The sequence below is a fragment of the Candidatus Tisiphia endosymbiont of Empis tessellata genome, assembly GCF_964031035.1.
GTDB lineage: Bacteria > Pseudomonadota > Alphaproteobacteria > Rickettsiales > Rickettsiaceae > Tisiphia.
Window position 1 is genome coordinate 138,424 of the sequence record NZ_OZ034997.1, and the last position, 16,143, is coordinate 154,566.

A 16,143-nucleotide genomic window follows, 5' to 3' on the forward strand; every position below is an offset into this window, starting at 1 on the left:
CTGACTTTTGCAAAATCATATACCCACATCTTTTGAAAGCGAGACTCAATAGAATCCCTCTCTTATTCAGCAAGGATTCTACTCAAATACATTCACTACTATTATCTGCTAAACTTAGTAAACCACCTAATACAATAAAAGGGTCGTTATTTTCTATTGCCTCTTCTATTAAATATGGATTTAATTCCTTACTTAACTTTAACACCTCATTAAAGTTACCTCCCCATAATTTGGTTACATCTTTCATTAACCCTAAATTATTTAATAAAGGGTTGTCGTAAACCACTTCATTTAAAAAATGAACCTGTTTTGTTGTTTCAGCGTTAGGATTAGCCTTGTTGTATAGTTCGTTTAATAACTGTTTAATTCCAACGTCATTTTTAAACTGAGCCACTATTTTCTGACCTAATATATTAACATCTTCATTATTTCCCACAAGTTGGTCATCAGATTTAACGATACTATAAATAAATAGCACTACATCTTCCAAAACCATCTTACTTACCTCGTTTTTTGATACACTCGGTATTTTAGTAATTTTTAATTCTAGTTTGTCTAATACCTTACTTAACCATTCTTTTGCTTTATCAATTCCTTCAGGCTTTTTTTCTTTAGATAATATTACGTTTGAAGCTTTAATTTTAGCAATGTCAATTGCTGAACTTGCTAGTGCCATATCTAAATCTTTTGGAAGGATAAAACCAGATATACTATCAGCTACTTTTTTTGCCGTCCGAACTAACTTAACTTCAGTATATTTTTCATAAAAACCATTTATAACACCTATTCCTCCTCCTGCAATTCCAAGTGGTGGAAAAAACTTGCCAGATAAACCTAAGCCGTCAGATATCTTTTTTATTATTGAACTATAATCGTCTCCCTTTCCTTTTATTAAACCAGTGCTTATCAATTTATATGCAAGTAAGCAATCGCTTAAAGTACAGTAAAACTTAGTAGCATATTCGCACACCTCTGAACCATATTCTTTTTCTAATAACTCAAATTTTTCCTTAATTTCCACCTCAGTACCTACATTAGCTTTAGTTAAAGTATCGTCAATATGAACTATCATCTTCTTTTGTCCATCCAGCTCTGTTATAATTATTTCAACCTTATTATCAAATAAGTTGGTAATTTCAGTGGAAGTTGATTTTAATTTCTCAAACTCATCTTTTGTTACAAAACTAATTAATTGTTCTTTAATCTCTACTATGTTTTCCGTTGCTACTTGTAATCCTTCCACTACTACTTGTAAACCTTCATCTAATAATTGTACATCTGTTGCTACCTTATTAATTTTTTTGGTCAATTCCATATTGCGTGCTTCAACTAATTCATTATGATCTTCTTGCTTTAACGTATTATTTTTGACAATTTCTACTAGCTCATTATGATTTTCTTGAAGCTTGTTATATTGTTCTTGAAGTTCGTGCAATTGTTCAGCATCTGCTTTGCTTTGTATTCCCCCAAATTTTGTTTGTATTCCTTTAACTTTATTTTCTAGTTCTATGTAAGGAGCTAAAATCTCTGTGATATAAGTAATGTTCTGCTTAGTTAATCCTTCTATTTTACCTTTGTTAACTAATGTAACTGCTTCGTTAAAGCAGTTTAGACCTTCTTCTTTTCTACCTATAATACTTAGAAGTATGCTTCCTTTATTACAATAATATAGAGGATTGGGGTTTTTAGTTCTAGCATTAATTGCATCTTCAAAAGCTTTAAGAGCCTCCTCATTTTGTGCTTCAACCACGTAAGTTAGTCCAATGCTATTGTAAACAGCAGCTTTATCCTCTGAACTTGCTGACCTATCATATTTATATTCTTTAAGACTCTTATCATATTGTTCAAGTGCCTCATCATACCTAGTAAGTTTACGTAAACAATCTCCTAGAGCTTTATATATATTCACTTTAGGCTTAAATTGTTTTTCAGCAATTTCTTTATAATACTTTAAAGATTGCTCATATTCTTCGATTCCATACAATATGTTACCGTATTTATGTAAATATATGATTTCTTTTGTATCTCCTGAGGTATCATTTCTATTAGATTTCTGTATCCCAGCCACATTTTGAAGAAGATTTTTAGCTTCGTCTAAAGTCTTTGTTGCTACTTCAATATTTCCTTGTTGTTTTTCATAGTCAGCTTGCGTAAGCAAGTTACGAATTTCATTTTTCATAATTTTACTCCTTGTTGTTTAATAAGTTTATGATCATAATTATCTTAGTATTCACAATAATTCCTGTAATAGGCTTTGGTCAGAATTACATATGTAGTTAAAATCTTTACTTCCAAATAAATTAGTAAGATAATCGCTCGCATCTATAGCCTTATTCAAGTTAATGTTTAAGTTACTGGCAAGTTTTATTAAAATTATAACAGTACTTTTATATATTTTCTATAACTAATTTTTATTATTTTGTTTCAATTGTGATTTTTCTAACACCAAATATACCATTCTTCTTCTTTTTTACTGTCTTTTTTCCATTCCCTCACCTACACCCTGACCATTCTAGGAAGGGAGTTTTTGCTGCCTATATCAACCTTACCACAAAAAATAAACTGATTTATTTACGCACAAAGTTTTAGCATTTGCTTTTGGAATCCCTCTACCCGCACTTGGGCAAACTAGGTTTACCTAGTTTGCCTGTGCTCAAAGATTCAGTTTTTGTCATTGCTATTACCCAAAACTTACAGCTTATAGCGGTAATAGCAATATATCACTGTAATAAATCAGAAGTACGAAGAAGCAAAGGATAAAATGCAGTTGCAGCAAGTAGCTATATTTCAAGAAGTAAATTGCAGTTTTTTACAACTGACCGTAAAACAGGAGAAAAACGTACTGTTACCTATAATTTTAGCAGCAAGAAAGGACTTGTTCATAGCGTAATTCTAGCCCCAGAGGGTTCTTCTAGTTGGGTGTATGATAGACAAGAATTATGGAACAGAGCAGAAAAGTAGTGAAACAAGAGAAAATGCTGAAACCGCTAGAAAGCTAACCATAGCCCTACCAAAAGAATTAACTCAACAACAAAATACTGAACTTACCGAACACTTTGCTTCTGAGTGCCTAGTTAGCCATGGCATGATAGCAGATATAAACATTCATTATGACAATCCAAATAATCCTCATGCCCACATTCAGATGACTACTAGAAAACTACTACGTTTAGAAAATGGCGAAGTAATTTTTGGTGAGAAAGGACGTGAATGGGGAAGAAGAAATTTTTTATATTATTATCGGGAAAATGTAGCCTATTTCATCAACCAATATTTAGAAAAATATGGTCATTTAGCTAAAGTATCGCATTTATCGCATAAAGCAAGAGGAATTGATTTAATACCGACTATCCATGAAGGAACAGCGTGGTATATAAAAGATTCGAAGCTAAAATTAACAAATGTGCAAAAAAGAAAATGCCGCAAAGATTAAAGCAAATCCAGAATTAAGAGAGATAAGTAAACAATTAGTAGTAGAAGAATTTAATAATTTTAGTCACTGTCTCTAGTTCAACACTATTAATAATAAATTTTATAAAAAATCACTAATTGTGAGCAAAAAGGTGTACTTCTCGGATTAATAAAGATATGTGTGAAGATAATACTACGTGGTGTGGTGTTAAGCACAGAGGTTAGAACAAAGATCGGAAAATTTTTAAATCTAACCTCAGTGTCTATTTTCCTAACGAACAATAGGGGTTAATTTTATGACTACCAATGTTAAAGATCAACAAAATAATTTAACAAATGAAAAAATAAATAATATCACTAACATTGCGGCACAAATACTTAGAGAAGTTTTGCAGAGCAATAATATAACTTATATAGAATTTATCGAAGTTCGTATAGGTTTAGAAGGAATTGAAATACTTGGTAAAGTGTTAGAACATAATAAGCTTATAACTGCAATACGTCTTTGCGATAACGATATTGGATTTGAGGAACTAAGTCTGCTTATCGAACTGTTAGAGAATAATCATAGTTTGATTAATATAGATATTGAATATAATAATATAGGTGTTCAGGGGCTAATCATACTAGCTGAATTTCTAGAAAATGATAAAACCATAAAGCAAATAAGTCTTAGAGGCAATGATATTGGTGATGAGGGAGCGGATATACTGGCAGGAGTTCTAACAAATAATGAAATTATAAAGCAAGTGGATATTGATAGCAATAATATTACTGATAAAGGAGCAATCATACTAGCAAGATTTCTAAAAAATAATAACACTATAAAGAAAATATCTCTTAGTAATAATGATATTGGTGATGTTGGGATTGTCCAGCTTGTTAAAGCTTTGGAAACTAACAGAACCATCAGCCAAATAAACCTCAGCTATAACAATATTACTGACAATGGAACAATAACACTGGTGGGACTTCTAGAGTCTAATAATAAAATTACAAGCAAGATAATAATAGATTTCACAGATTTTGACAATGAAAATATTAGTTACCAAGTAGAAGAGCTATTAATTGAGACTCTAGAAAGCCACAACAAAAAACTGGGGGTATAATTTTAAAAATATTCATCTTTTTTAAAATAGTAAATATATTGATGTGGTTAAAAAGGTATCTATTACACCAAAAAAGATCATGTTTTGCTTGTAACAATATCACGGTACTCAAATGAAATCTTAAATATTATAGAAAAGATTTCTTGTATATAGGTGAATTTGCAAAATTCTTTTTGCAATATCTATGCCGATTGTAGTAATCTACATTATAGATAGCTGCATTACAAATATATGAAAACTGTTTTACCTGAACGCTCCTTGATAATTCAAGAAAGACTTGATAATATCGTCAAAGAAATTCTCGCTGTATCAAAGCACAAGATTGCGATGATTATTTTATTTGGCTCTTACGCTAGAGGAGATTGGGTACAAGATGAGTATAAAAAAGGTCACATTACCTACAGTTATCAAAGTGATCTCGATATTATGTTAGTCATGACATCCATATGACTAATCCATTTCCTAGTATTACCTATCCTTTCATCTGCTAAAGACACTAATAATCGTTTAGCTGCCATAAGATCACTACAACTTATTTGTTATGACTCAATTGTATCATATCTGATACAGAATATCAATCAGGTGATCGATGTAAACAGTGGCATTCGGTTAAGTTTTTAACTTATCTATTATTTTAAAGCAAACCTATATAAAAAAAGCCCATATTTAGACTTAGAGCATAATAATTCAAACTAGGGAGGGGGGATTTTACCATAATGATACTAAAAAGCCGTGTAATAGCCTTAAAATAGCTAAATAGGGGTATCTATGATAAACCACTTCATAAAGTTACTCTTGCTACGAGTTAAAACAATTATTTTTACAATAGACCTCTTTCGAAACTCGCTTGTGCTGAGGGATTTGAAGGAGACGCTTCACCTCAAACCGCAGCGTACTATAATTCCGTTACGGATTCGAGTACCGCATCGACGTACAAATCACCAGCAGAAGTAGAGTTTCGAAAGAAGTCTAATAACTAAAAATTATTAATGCTAAAAAAATGTGACACTTGGCTCTAATACTGGGGTTACTTGGATAATTTAATGCAAACTCAACTTGACTTGTCCAGTATTTGATCTATCTCTGAATGCATAATACTTATTAATTTAAACTCTAATTTATTATTACTATTATCAAAGGAAAAAATATGACAGACTCAGCACAAAAAGCTATAATTTTAGTTCGTGTTTCAACAAGGGAGCAAGAAGAAGGGTATTCAATTGAAGCTCAAAAATATAGATTAGTAGAATATTGCCAACGTAAAAATCTTGAAGTTATCGAAACTTTTGAAATTATTGAATCTTCCAGCAGAGGTGATCGCAAACAATTTAAAGAGATGATCAAATTTGCTAAAAGCCATAGAGAAACAATTGCTATAGTTGCTGATAAAGTAGATCGAGTACAAAGAAGAATCTCAGAAATTTCATTACTAGAAGAACCAATAAAAGCTGGTAAGATAGAATTACATTTTAGAACAGAAGGTTACATAATAGATAAAGATTCTCAGTCTCATGCAAAGCTAATGTGGGGAATGAACGTATTGATGGCACAATCTTACGTTGATAGTTTAAGTGATAACGTTAAAAGAAGCCTAGATCATAAATTGCGTAAAGGAGAGTGGATAGGACCAGCCCCTCTTGGTTACCTAAATAGTCGAGATGAAAGAGGAAACAGTATAGTAATTCTCGATCCTTTAAGAGGTCCTATCATAAAAAAACTCTTTGAAGAATATGCAACAGGAATGTATACTCTTAGGTCTATGGTAAACATGGCTAAAGAATTAGGCTTAATAAGTAAAAAGAATTGTCACCTAAATAAAACAGTTATACATCGTTTAATACAACAACCATTTTATTACGGTGAGATGAGAGTAAAAGGAGAGATGTGGTCACATGGTTATCAACCTATTATAACAAGAGAGATTTTTATGGCATGTAAAGATGTACGTTTAGGTTGGAAGAAGAAGCCATTCAAATATGGTGGGAAAGATTTCCTCTTTAGAGGATTAATCAGCTGTGCAGTAACTGGCAAAATGGTAACATCTGAAATTCATAGTAAAACATATCCAAACGGTAAAGTGGATGAATGGACATATTTAGCTACTTGGGATACACATAACCTAGACAAGAAAATATATATAAGGGAAGATGAGGTTTTAAAGCAAATAGAAGAGGTTTTTAAAAGAATAGGTATAAGAGACCCTTGCCTATTTAAAAAATACAAATGAGCTAAAAAAAGATGAGCATGGGCAAGCGACGGCTGCTTTAAAGAAAGAACATACAGAAAATGAAAATAAACTAAATTTATTAATTGATTTAAGATTAAGCAGCGAACTAAGCAAAGAAGAATTCCAAGCAAAGAAACAACAATTAAAAGATCGTCAATATGAAATTGCTCGTTTACTTAAAGTTTATGAGGAAGCAGACGATAAATTTACTGATACGGCTACAATGCTAATAACTCTAGCTTCTGAAGCCTATGAAACCTTCAAAGGTTCTGAAATGCCCCAAAAACGCAAAATGATAAATTTCGTATTTCAGAACCTCAAACTGAGGGGCAAAAAACTTGAGACCTCTCTACGTTTCCCGTTCGATATTTTTGAAAAAACGACAACTTGTACCGAATGGCGGAGAGAGAGGGATTCGAACCCTCGATACGGTTACCCGTATAACGGTTTAGCAAACCGTCGCCTTCAGCCTCTCGACCACCTCTCCAAATCATAACATGATTATATTATGAGTCACTTATAGCATTGAATCGTTTATATTTCTATAATTATTTTATATAAGTTCAATAGGGTAATTTAAAAGTCACAATCAATAGTTGATGCACATAGTGTATACTAGGGTTCTGATACTGTCTTAAGAGTCAAGGATTAAAATAGGATTAAAGATAGAATTATTTTTAATTACTCCAAAGACAATATGTAATAATTTACGCATAATAGCAACAATAATAGCCTTAGTAGGTTTACCCTTACTAGATAGCTTTTGGGTAAATTGTTTAAATATAGGGTTATAATTTTTAGATACTATAGCAGGAAAGTATAGTGCTTTACGTAGTTTAGCTGAACCAATCTTTGATATAGCACTTTTCCCCTTAACTGATGTACCAGATACTCTATGTTTAGCTGTAAGTCCTGCATAAGCAGCAAACTCCCTAGCACTATTAAAAGAAATCTAAATCTGGAGATTCTGCCAATATAGCAACAGCTGTAAGTTTACCTATACCTAGAATGGTTTGCATATTATCTATTTTTTGTGTTAGTTCAATATTACTAACAAGTAAGCAATTGTAAGTAAAAAGTATGATATAATAGATATTAAAGTCAATGTAAATAATGATTTATATTGACTTATAAGAGGGTATTACAGCAATAGTCATTTATATTATTAATGACTATCGCTGTGCAGGCGTGAGCGACCGTAAAGCAATTGGTCTTAAGATCGTATGGATTCTAGTACTCTAGCCCAAATCCCCGAGACGTTTGAATAGTTGATGGGGATGCCTTTGCACTCCCGCTTACAATCGTAAACATTAAAAGTCTTCGAGGTATTATGCTATTATATAATAATTTTATCGGTCTTGATATAGGAAAATTCAATTTTGTTGTTGCTATTCATGGAAAAAAAGAAACTAAAGAATATAATAACAACTCTAATGGAATAGCTGATTTTATCAAGGATTACAAAAAAGAGATTAGTTCTGGATTATGTGTTTTAGAAACTACTGGTGGATATGAAATGGAACTATTACTAACGCTTTGCAATCAGGGTTTTGCTGTACATAGAGCCAATACTCGCAAAGTTAAAAACTTTATTAGGTCTTTTGGTAATGCAGCTAAAACTGACAATCTTGACGCTAAAGCTTTGGCACTTTATGGTTTTGAACGATCAGAAAGATTAGAGCTATTTAAAGTACAATCTAAGCAAGCTTTAAACTTGTATGAATTAGTAGGACGTAGGAACGATCTTAAACAAATGTTGATTGCAGAAAAAAATAGGTTTCAGTCCCCGAGAGCTGATTTAATTAAGTCTAGTTGTGTTAAAATAATCGAAGTACTAGAAGAACAAATTGCATCTATTACTAAAGAAATAGATGACTTAATAGCATAATATTATTATTTTTCAAAATATTTTCTACATTTTTTTTGTTTATCCTAAAAAGCTGATAATATTTGTCTAGTCATTTACGGTTTACACAACGATTTGTAGGATATGTGAATATAAAGGAAGTAGCTGTCTATTTATACAACAACAAAATGCAAAAATATTCATCTTTTTCAAAAAAATATAATAAATTCCTAGTAATATTCTAATTTTTAGTTTAACTTATATATTTAAAATATAGAGTATGGTTTTTTTATGGAAGAAGAAGAAATCAATTATTGGGACAACTCAAAGTATGCACCTTGTCAATATGCTACTAGGTTACTGGACAAATTACGTAAGATGAATGAGGAAATAAACCGACCAATAGATATTGATGAGGTTATAAAGGCTATTTATTATGCCAAGAAATATCATGGCAGCCAAATGCGGCAGTCAGGCGAGCCTTATTACTCTTACCCAATAGAGGTGGCTTATATGATTTCTGATTATCTTTTCCGCACTGACATTATTGTTACCAGCATATTACACGACACCATCGAAGACACTACACTTACCGAAAAAATGATTGCCTATATCTTTGGGGAGCAGGTTGCTAGTCAAGTAGAAGACTTAAGCAGGAACAAGCCACACGGGAAGATTAGCTCGGCAGAAACATTAGATATATTACTTCAACAAGAAAAATATGATGTGGCATTGATTAAATTATTTGACCGAGTTCATAACTTGCAAACTCTAGGAGTTAAATCACCTGAGAAAGCTAGGAAGATTATTGAGGAAACCATACAAGAATTTTTAGTTCTCTCTACATATTTAGGATTGTCAGAAATAAAATATCAACTTATGGAATTATGTTCTAAATACTCGACAGTTACATACCCTTCAACTTTGGATTTATATTCGTTGTTGTCTATGGATAATTTCCAGCCTCTTTTTCCAATTTTTCAAAATGATGCAGACCAAAAGTGTACCCTACAATTAATGGTATCATTATAACTAATAACCCATAATTACCAAAAGTCTTTACAAGATACACAGTGCCAAAAGATGTAATAATATACATAGAAGTATGTGCTATAGCATAGGTTACGTTGGCGTAAGTAAAGCGTTTAAAGACTGGAAAATGTTTAAAAAATATTGCCATCGCTGGTGTTTGAGAAGGTCCAAATACTATAGGTATCAATTGAATTAATAGTAGCACGAAAGGGCTTGTAATATTATTTAATAAATAAGGAGATATTAATATTGCTATAGAGAATATTATTAATTTAACTCTAAGAATTATTAATGGATATATTATGTAACTTAAATACACTAATATAAAGTAGCAAATTAATCCGATTATGGAAACAATAAAATTTTGATGAATAACTTGTTCAGCACTATAGTGAAAAGAATTTTTTAAAATATTACCACAATGTATATAAGAAAAATAAAAACATATTGGCCATCCACATCCACATAGTGTAAAAAAATTAGCAAGAGCAGTTCGTATGTTAACTCTTTCTTGTGCAAGAGTATTAGTTTTTAAAGAACCATCTAATTTATTTTTTTCTAAAATATATTTTATTTGACGTTTGGCATCCGCAAATTCCGGGGTTTCTCGAAGAGCTGTTCTTGCAAGAACGCCAATCATTGCTATACCAGAACCGATCCAAAATGCCACACGCCAATTAAAACCTTGTGAAGTAACCAATGACGCAATAGCTAAAGCAAAAGTTCCTCCTGCAGCATATAAACACCCAATTAAGGTTACAGCTGGATATTGTATCGGTGGTTTGTTATCTCAGTAACATAAATACTAGCTCCTACTTTCTCTCCCATTGAGCTAATACCCTGCAATATTCTACATGCTGTAACTATCCAAACAGCCCTAATCCCAATTTCTTCATAAGTTGGTATACTAGCCATAATTACACAAGAGAGTGACATTAACACGGTGGTGATGATAACCGTAGATTTTCGCCCTATATGATCGCCCAGCCAACCAAAAATAAAAGCACCAAGAGGTCTAAATAGATAGGTAGAACAAAAAGCAGCAGCAGATACAAACGCTGCCATATCAGGATCAGTTTTAGGAAAAAACAGCTCATTCAACAATACAGCCATATGAACATAAAGCATCAGATCAAAATACTCTAAGAATGTTCCTATTGACAGCAACCCGATGGCTTGTTTTTGTTCTTTAGTGAGATGAGTTTAGGGATGGATAACCCTGCCATCTGCTCGTACAAATTTGCTCATATTAGTGTTTAAACCTTTACTTTATGTTATCAATATTTACCTATTATTACCTAACCTTTGCTGCCAGATCAATTTTTGGTTGAAAATAATTTTCTCTCTTCTTCTCCAACTTTTCAAAATGCAATAGCCCGTATGCGGAAGCTATAATTGCAGGAATCATAATAAACCATAATCCCCAATTGCCAAAATGGTCAGTAAAATAGACAAAACCAAAAGAGGTAATAACAAACATTAAGGCTCTAGATACAGCAAATGTAATGCTAGCACAGGTAAAACGTTTAAATACCGGGAAACTTTCATAACAAACGGGAAGAACAGGAGCTAAGCATTCACATAAAAGTATAACAAATTGCATCAAAAATAATTGATAAGGAGCATTAACATTATTCAATAAATACGGACAAAATATCATAAAAATAAAAGATATGATCAATATAATTTTCATTGTTAATAATGGATATATTTTTAAACTTAAATAACACAATGTTAATATGGTTATGAACTCCATTATACAGACAATAAAATTATGATGAATAACCTCAACCGTTGTATAACCAAAGCTAGTTTTTAAAATATTACCACAATGTACATAAATAAAATAAAAACTTATCGGTCCAAAACATTGTAAAAAAAAGAAAGCTAGTACTGTTTTTTTATTAACCTTTTCTTTCCAAATAGGATTTTTTTCTAAAGTATTGCTATCTGTATTAGTTCGTGCAAATATCGTTTTTATTCGACGTTTAGCATCAGCAAATTCAGGCGTTTCTCGTAATGTTGTTCTAGCAATAGAACCAATTAATGCCACTATTGCACCTAGCCAAAATGCTGCACGCCAGTTAAAACCAAGCGAAGTTACAAGTGACGCAATCCCTAAAGCACCTATGCCCCCTAAGGCAGCAAAAGCTCCTAATGATCCCACAGTTGCATATTGGATTGGTGGCTTAAGCGTTTCCGTTAAATAAAGTTCTGCCCCTGTCACCTCTCCCATAGAAGATATACCTTGTATGATACGACAGATGGTTACTATCCAAGTAGCTGTTACTCCTATCTGAGCATAAGTAGGTAGATTAGCCATGACAAGACATGAGGCAGCCATCATAAGAGTTGTGATGATCACTGTTGACTTACGTCCTATATTATCGCCTAACCAACCAAATATTACTGCCCCAACAGGTCGGAAAACATAAGTGGAACAAAAAGCAAAAGACATCATTAAAGCGGTTGTCTGAGGATCAGATGGTTCAAAAAATAACTCATTAAGAACCCCTGCCATATGGACATATAGCAGCAGATCAAAATATTCTAGGAATGTCCCGATCGACAGCAACCCGACAGCTTGTTTTTGTTCTTTAGTGAGATGAGTTTGGGGATAGATAACCCTGCCATCTGCTTGTACAAATTTGCTCATATTAGTGTTTAAACCCTTAAGTTATATTGTCTAGAGTTGTATATAATTGTGTTAAAAAACCCCTATACCAATTGGCATAGGGGTATGGAATTGATACTACATAATTTCACAACAAACATGAAGCTTAGTACTTCCAGCTAGTGCAATATCTGCTTCCGAGTCAGACGTATCAGAGCAAGTTTCGTACGAAGCATTAAGATGGGAAGAAGATGCTCCCTGATATGAGTGAAATTGTGGACAATGCGATTCTAATTGTGTATCAGCCCAAACTGCAGCAGACACAGAAATTTCTGCATCCTTGTTAGGATATTTTGTGGTGATTGTCTTAATAGCATTAACCCATTGCCCTGCTTCTGAAAAAACATCGGTATAGACTCGTGTAGCATCCTTCTTAAATATGTTTAAACAAGTAGGATCACCTAACTTAGCCCCTACAGCCACAATTAACTTATCTTTATATTCACTCTTTTCTACTCCTAGCCCTTCCCGATAAAGATAAGCAAGAGCAGCAGCAGCTTCTGCCTTACCAAATAATAAAGCCTCGTGTAGGTTACCACTTATTATTTTATAAAGTTTCTCAACTTTTGGTAATCCACACTCCTTTTGTATAGTCTTTGCTCTGCCCATTTGGGTTAAAGCATAATCATACAAATTATTAGCTGTTCTCAACAACCCTGTTTCTGAGTCTATATAACGGTGAGTACCAACTAATTCATTATGTTGTTTTTCTAGTCGCATTCCTTCTTGGCGGAATTGTGCTAATTTCTTATCATCACTATCATCAAATTTTTTTGCCATATATTACCTATTTTTTTATTTATTATTAAACATATACAATTAGTTGCATATTTAGTTACCTAGTATGTCCTTTAGGGTCTTTCTTTAGATTATTGGTATTATTTATACAAGTAGAATTAGTAACCTTTTCTGGCGGTTTAGCAAGAGTTACTTTTAGAGAGAGGAATTTTTTATTTGCTATATTCACAATATCTTTAGCTTCTTTCTGCAATTTATCTTGTTCTAGATTTTGAGGAATATTTACATCATTAGGAGAAATTCGTGCAGGAGCTTGCTGATGTTTAACATTTTTAGGTAGTTTATCTTCTTGCGGAAAGCTAGCGTCGTTTAAAAAGGCATTACGCTCTTCAATATCTGCAATATTTTTAGGTAATTTATTTTCTTGTGGGAGATTACCGTCGTTTAAAAAGGCATCACGCTGCCCAATATCTGCGACCGGCTCATCATTTTTAATAGCATTTTCTTGGTTTTTTATCAAACTATCAAATTCAGTCAATATTTGATATTTTTCAGTATCTGTATGTTTATACTTATCAGCTAATTTTTTATAAGGTTTATCACCTTTTTCCTGCTCCAAAGTCCAAATTTGCTTATCAGTATCATCCATCTCTGCTTTAGCTTTTGCTATAGCAGGTTTAAGTTCTTCCCTTCTCTCGTCCTTATGTTTTATTCTTTGCTTTGCTGTTTCAAGCAAAATTGATGATTGTAGTTCTTTTGGTTTTTGCTGTTCTTTTTTAACAGCATCTTTTAATTCTTCTTTCTCTGTTTTTAATTTTGCATCATAAGCACATAATCCATCGTAATGTTTATGTGCTGCTTTCTGATGTCTATATAATTTTCTATCTCTCTCTATTTGTTCTTCATTTTTGATGAAAGGTCTTAATTTACTTTCATCAATATCTTTACCTTTCAGATTTTCATCACTAATATAATCAAACAACTCATTGTGTTTTCTAGTTTCTTCCTTAGTTTCCTCTATACGCTTAGCTATTTCTACTTTAAATTCTGCATGTTGTTTTTCTAACCTAGAGCCTTCTTGATTAAACTGTGCTAATAACCGCTCAGCTTCTAACTTTTCAGCTTCCATTTCTAAAAAGTCTATTTGGTCTTGCAACTTAGTTGCGGCTGCTCTAGCTTCCTCTTCTTGCCTGTAAGTAATATTTTGTTCAGCACGTTGCTCTTCTTTGACAACAGCAGCTTGTAAAGCTTCCAAACTTTTTAGTATTTTTGCTGGAAGATTACTAGCTAACAAACTACTTATAGCACTATTGAGCCTCGCTAGCTCAGCTGGGTTAGTAGTATGTAGCTGAGATTTGATATCATTAATAACATTTTCAAACTGAGCAACATAAGCAGAGTCTTCCTTACCCATATTCCCATCATCAAAATCATCAGCCATTTTATATTTTGCCATATTAGTAGGTTGATTTACGTTGCCATAATTTAATTAGAATCAATTCTAAAATATTAGTCAACTTATTTTTAATAAAAATTAATTATTTTTTATAATATAAACAATATCCAATATTCTACTTACATAACTATATTAGTTCTGATATTTAACATTCTTTGATCTTAAGCCTATATTTTTACCAATCTCTCTTTTCCCCCTTCTAATTTGTTTATAGAATTGTGATATTGTTACAACCAAGATTTATTATTTCAATTTTCTATATTATTTTTTCTTGCTATCGTTCAACCAAATCATCAATATCCATTAGTATTAATAAATATATTAAGGTGAATACAATGATAGGATATCAGCAGGAACAAAGAAGCCTAACTAAAGAGCAAAAATCAGCTATTGGCTTATTATCGATTGGGACTTTTTTAGAATATTTTGATCTGATGCTTTATGTCCATATGGCTGTACTGTTAAATGAGTTGTTTTTTCCAAAATCTGACCCTCATACTACCGCTCTTTATTCAGCTACAGCTTTTTGTTCCACTTATGTTTTCCGACCTGTTGGGGCAGTAATATTTGGTTGGTTAGGCGATAATATAGGACGTAAGTCAACAGTGATCATCACAACTCTTATGATGGCTGCCTCATGTCTTGTTGTCCATGGCTAATCTACCTATACTTATGCCCAAATAGGCATTACAGCCTCTTGGTTGATCACCATATGCCGTATACTCCAAGGAATATCTTCTATGGGAGAGGTAGTAGGAGCACAGCTTTATTTAACTGAATCTATAAATCCACCAATCCAATATCCAGCTGTTTCGTCAGTTGCGGTTTTTAGTACTTTAGAAGCAGTCGCTGCTTTAGGCATAGTATCTTTAGTGACCTCCTATGGATTTAATTGGCGTATAGCATTTTGGATGGGAGCAGGCGTAGCACTGATCGGCACAGCAGCTCGAAGGAGTCTTAGAGAAACGCCGGAATTTGCTGACGCCAAGCGTCAACTAAAAAAAACTTTTGAGCAGCCTTCAAATGTTGGTAGCATATATCTCAAGAAACTAGAAAATAATCCAATATGGCAGGAAAGAGCTAATAAAACAACAATTTTAGCGTTGTTCTTAATGGAATGTATGGGACCCGTATGTTTTTATTTTACTTATATTTATTGAGGGAATATTTTACAAACTTCTTGTGGCTATAGTGCTGAACAAGTCATTTATCAAAATTTTATTGTTTCAATATTTGGTTTCTTAGGCACTTTGGTATTAACATATTTAAGTTATAGAATATATCCGTTAAAAATTGTAAAAACCTTGTTATTAATATTTGGTGTATTTGTTTTACTTTGTCCTTATTTATTAAATAATATTAATAACTCATTTGATGTATTTTTAATGCAATTATTAATTGAGTTATGTTTACCTCCTGGCATAGCAGTGGCAATCTATTATAAACATTTTCCTGTCTTTAAACGGTTTAGCTGTGCTAGTCTTACATTTGCCATATCTCGTGCCTTAATGTATGTAGTTACCTCTTTTTCAGTTGTTTACTTAACTGAATATTGGCATCATTGGGGGATAATTATTATATTGTATAATGGACTGAAGAAAATGGACAAAAAAATAGAGTTAAAAGTTTCCTAATTAAGATAAAATAATA

Annotated in this window: 15 protein-coding genes, 1 tRNA gene and 1 pseudogene; 9 read left to right on the forward strand and 8 right to left on the reverse strand. The window is 32.4% G+C overall.

Going from position 1 to position 16,143, the window contains the following annotated elements; genetic code table 11:
* Positions 1-82: 82 nt before the first annotated feature.
* Positions 83-2,179, reverse strand: a complete 2,097-nt coding sequence (locus AAHM86_RS00755; protein ID WP_342267926.1) for a tetratricopeptide repeat protein — start codon at positions 2,177-2,179, stop codon at positions 83-85.
* 620 nt (positions 2,180-2,799) lie between these two features.
* On the opposite strand from AAHM86_RS00755, the gene AAHM86_RS00760 reads away from it, so the two are divergent.
* The 5 genes from AAHM86_RS00760 (at position 2,800) to AAHM86_RS00785 (ending at position 6,747) form a co-directional block, all read left to right on the forward strand.
* Complete coding sequence (locus AAHM86_RS00760) at positions 2,800-2,961, forward strand: MobA/MobL family protein (RefSeq protein WP_342267927.1); 162 nt, start codon at positions 2,800-2,802, stop codon at positions 2,959-2,961.
* Positions 2,924-3,433, forward strand: coding sequence for a MobA/MobL family protein (locus AAHM86_RS00765; protein ID WP_342267928.1), 510 nt, complete (start codon positions 2,924-2,926; stop codon positions 3,431-3,433). The genes AAHM86_RS00760 and AAHM86_RS00765 overlap by 38 nt, the downstream gene beginning before the upstream one ends.
* 274 nt (positions 3,434-3,707) lie before the next feature.
* On the forward strand, positions 3,708-4,520 hold the full coding sequence (locus AAHM86_RS00770) for a hypothetical protein (protein WP_342267929.1): 813 nt from the start codon (positions 3,708-3,710) through the stop codon (positions 4,518-4,520).
* 231 nt (positions 4,521-4,751) lie between these two features.
* Positions 4,752-4,970, forward strand: a complete 219-nt coding sequence (locus AAHM86_RS00775; RefSeq protein WP_342267930.1) for a nucleotidyltransferase domain-containing protein — start codon at positions 4,752-4,754, stop codon at positions 4,968-4,970.
* 697 nt (positions 4,971-5,667) lie between these two features.
* Complete coding sequence (locus AAHM86_RS00785; protein WP_342267931.1) at positions 5,668-6,747, forward strand: recombinase family protein; 1,080 nt, start codon at positions 5,668-5,670, stop codon at positions 6,745-6,747.
* Between the two features lie 397 nt (positions 6,748-7,144).
* Here AAHM86_RS00785 and AAHM86_RS00790 read toward each other — a convergent pair.
* Together AAHM86_RS00790 and AAHM86_RS07120 are read right to left on the reverse strand one after the other, a co-directional pair.
* A tRNA-Ser gene (locus tag AAHM86_RS00790) sits at positions 7,145-7,234 on the reverse strand.
* A gap of 147 nt (positions 7,235-7,381) precedes the next feature.
* Positions 7,382-7,699: a transposase gene (locus AAHM86_RS07120; protein ID WP_410521564.1), complete on the reverse strand. Its 318-nt coding sequence runs from the start codon at positions 7,697-7,699 to the stop codon at positions 7,382-7,384.
* 378 nt (positions 7,700-8,077) lie between these two features.
* Here AAHM86_RS07120 and AAHM86_RS00795 point away from each other — a divergent pair, with 378 nt between their 5' ends.
* Positions 8,078-8,635: an IS110 family transposase gene (locus tag AAHM86_RS00795; protein WP_342267932.1), complete on the forward strand. Its 558-nt coding sequence runs from the start codon at positions 8,078-8,080 to the stop codon at positions 8,633-8,635.
* A 249-nt stretch (positions 8,636-8,884) separates the two neighbouring features.
* The gene (locus AAHM86_RS00800; protein WP_342267933.1) at positions 8,885-9,625 is read left to right on the forward strand and encodes an HD domain-containing protein; all 741 of its coding nucleotides are present in this window, start codon (positions 8,885-8,887) and stop codon (positions 9,623-9,625) included.
* Here the strand turns inward: AAHM86_RS00800 and AAHM86_RS00805 are convergent.
* The 5 genes from AAHM86_RS00805 to AAHM86_RS00825 all read right to left on the reverse strand — a co-directional run bounded on the left by AAHM86_RS00805 (position 9,540) and on the right by AAHM86_RS00825 (position 14,493).
* A complete protein-coding gene (locus tag AAHM86_RS00805) occupies positions 9,540-10,400 on the reverse strand; it encodes an MFS transporter (RefSeq protein ID WP_342268328.1) in 861 nt (286 codons plus the stop codon). The two genes, AAHM86_RS00800 and AAHM86_RS00805, sit on opposite strands and share 86 nt — an antisense overlap.
* Positions 10,382-10,792 (reverse strand): MFS transporter, encoded by a 411-nt coding sequence (locus tag AAHM86_RS00810; RefSeq protein ID WP_342267934.1) that lies wholly within the window; start codon positions 10,790-10,792, stop codon positions 10,382-10,384. Before AAHM86_RS00810 ends, AAHM86_RS00805 begins: the two co-directional genes overlap by 19 nt.
* A gap of 127 nt (positions 10,793-10,919) precedes the next feature.
* Positions 10,920-12,281 carry an MFS transporter gene (locus AAHM86_RS00815; RefSeq protein ID WP_342267935.1) on the reverse strand — a complete coding sequence of 454 codons (1,362 nt, stop codon included), beginning with the start codon at positions 12,279-12,281 and terminating at the stop codon, positions 10,920-10,922.
* 96 nt (positions 12,282-12,377) lie between these two features.
* On the reverse strand, positions 12,378-13,079 hold the full coding sequence (locus AAHM86_RS00820; protein ID WP_342267936.1) for a hypothetical protein: 702 nt from the start codon (positions 13,077-13,079) through the stop codon (positions 12,378-12,380).
* Positions 13,080-13,134: 55 nt separating this feature from the next.
* Entirely contained in the window at positions 13,135-14,493 is a 1,359-nt protein-coding gene (locus AAHM86_RS00825) for a hypothetical protein (protein WP_342267937.1), read from the reverse strand.
* A 335-nt stretch (positions 14,494-14,828) separates the two neighbouring features.
* On the opposite strand from AAHM86_RS00825, the pseudogene AAHM86_RS00830 reads away from it, so the two are divergent.
* Both AAHM86_RS00830 and AAHM86_RS00835 read left to right on the forward strand, forming a co-directional pair.
* Positions 14,829-15,653: pseudogene (locus tag AAHM86_RS00830) on the forward strand (MFS transporter).
* Between the two features lie 90 nt (positions 15,654-15,743).
* Complete coding sequence (locus tag AAHM86_RS00835; protein ID WP_342267938.1) at positions 15,744-16,127, forward strand: proline/betaine transporter; 384 nt, start codon at positions 15,744-15,746, stop codon at positions 16,125-16,127.
* The last annotated feature ends 16 nt before the right edge of the window (positions 16,128-16,143 follow it).

Coding starts and splice junctions, on each gene's coding strand:
- AAHM86_RS00775 (WP_342267930.1), top strand. CDS start 4,752: ATGAAAACTGTTTTACCTGAACGCTCCTTGATAATTCAAGAAAGACTT.
- AAHM86_RS00765 (WP_342267928.1), top strand. CDS start 2,924: ATGATAGACAAGAATTATGGAACAGAGCAGAAAAGTAGTGAAACAAGA.
- AAHM86_RS00755 (WP_342267926.1), bottom strand. CDS start 2,179: ATGAAAAATGAAATTCGTAACTTGCTTACGCAAGCTGACTATGAAAAA.
- AAHM86_RS00815 (WP_342267935.1), bottom strand. CDS start 12,281: ATGAGCAAATTTGTACAAGCAGATGGCAGGGTTATCTATCCCCAAACT.
- AAHM86_RS00800 (WP_342267933.1), top strand. CDS start 8,885: ATGGAAGAAGAAGAAATCAATTATTGGGACAACTCAAAGTATGCACCT.
- AAHM86_RS00795 (WP_342267932.1), top strand. CDS start 8,078: ATGCTATTATATAATAATTTTATCGGTCTTGATATAGGAAAATTCAAT.
- AAHM86_RS00785 (WP_342267931.1), top strand. CDS start 5,668: ATGACAGACTCAGCACAAAAAGCTATAATTTTAGTTCGTGTTTCAACA.
- AAHM86_RS00820 (WP_342267936.1), bottom strand. CDS start 13,079: ATGGCAAAAAAATTTGATGATAGTGATGATAAGAAATTAGCACAATTC.
- AAHM86_RS00825 (WP_342267937.1), bottom strand. CDS start 14,493: ATGGCAAAATATAAAATGGCTGATGATTTTGATGATGGGAATATGGGT.
- AAHM86_RS00770 (WP_342267929.1), top strand. CDS start 3,708: ATGACTACCAATGTTAAAGATCAACAAAATAATTTAACAAATGAAAAA.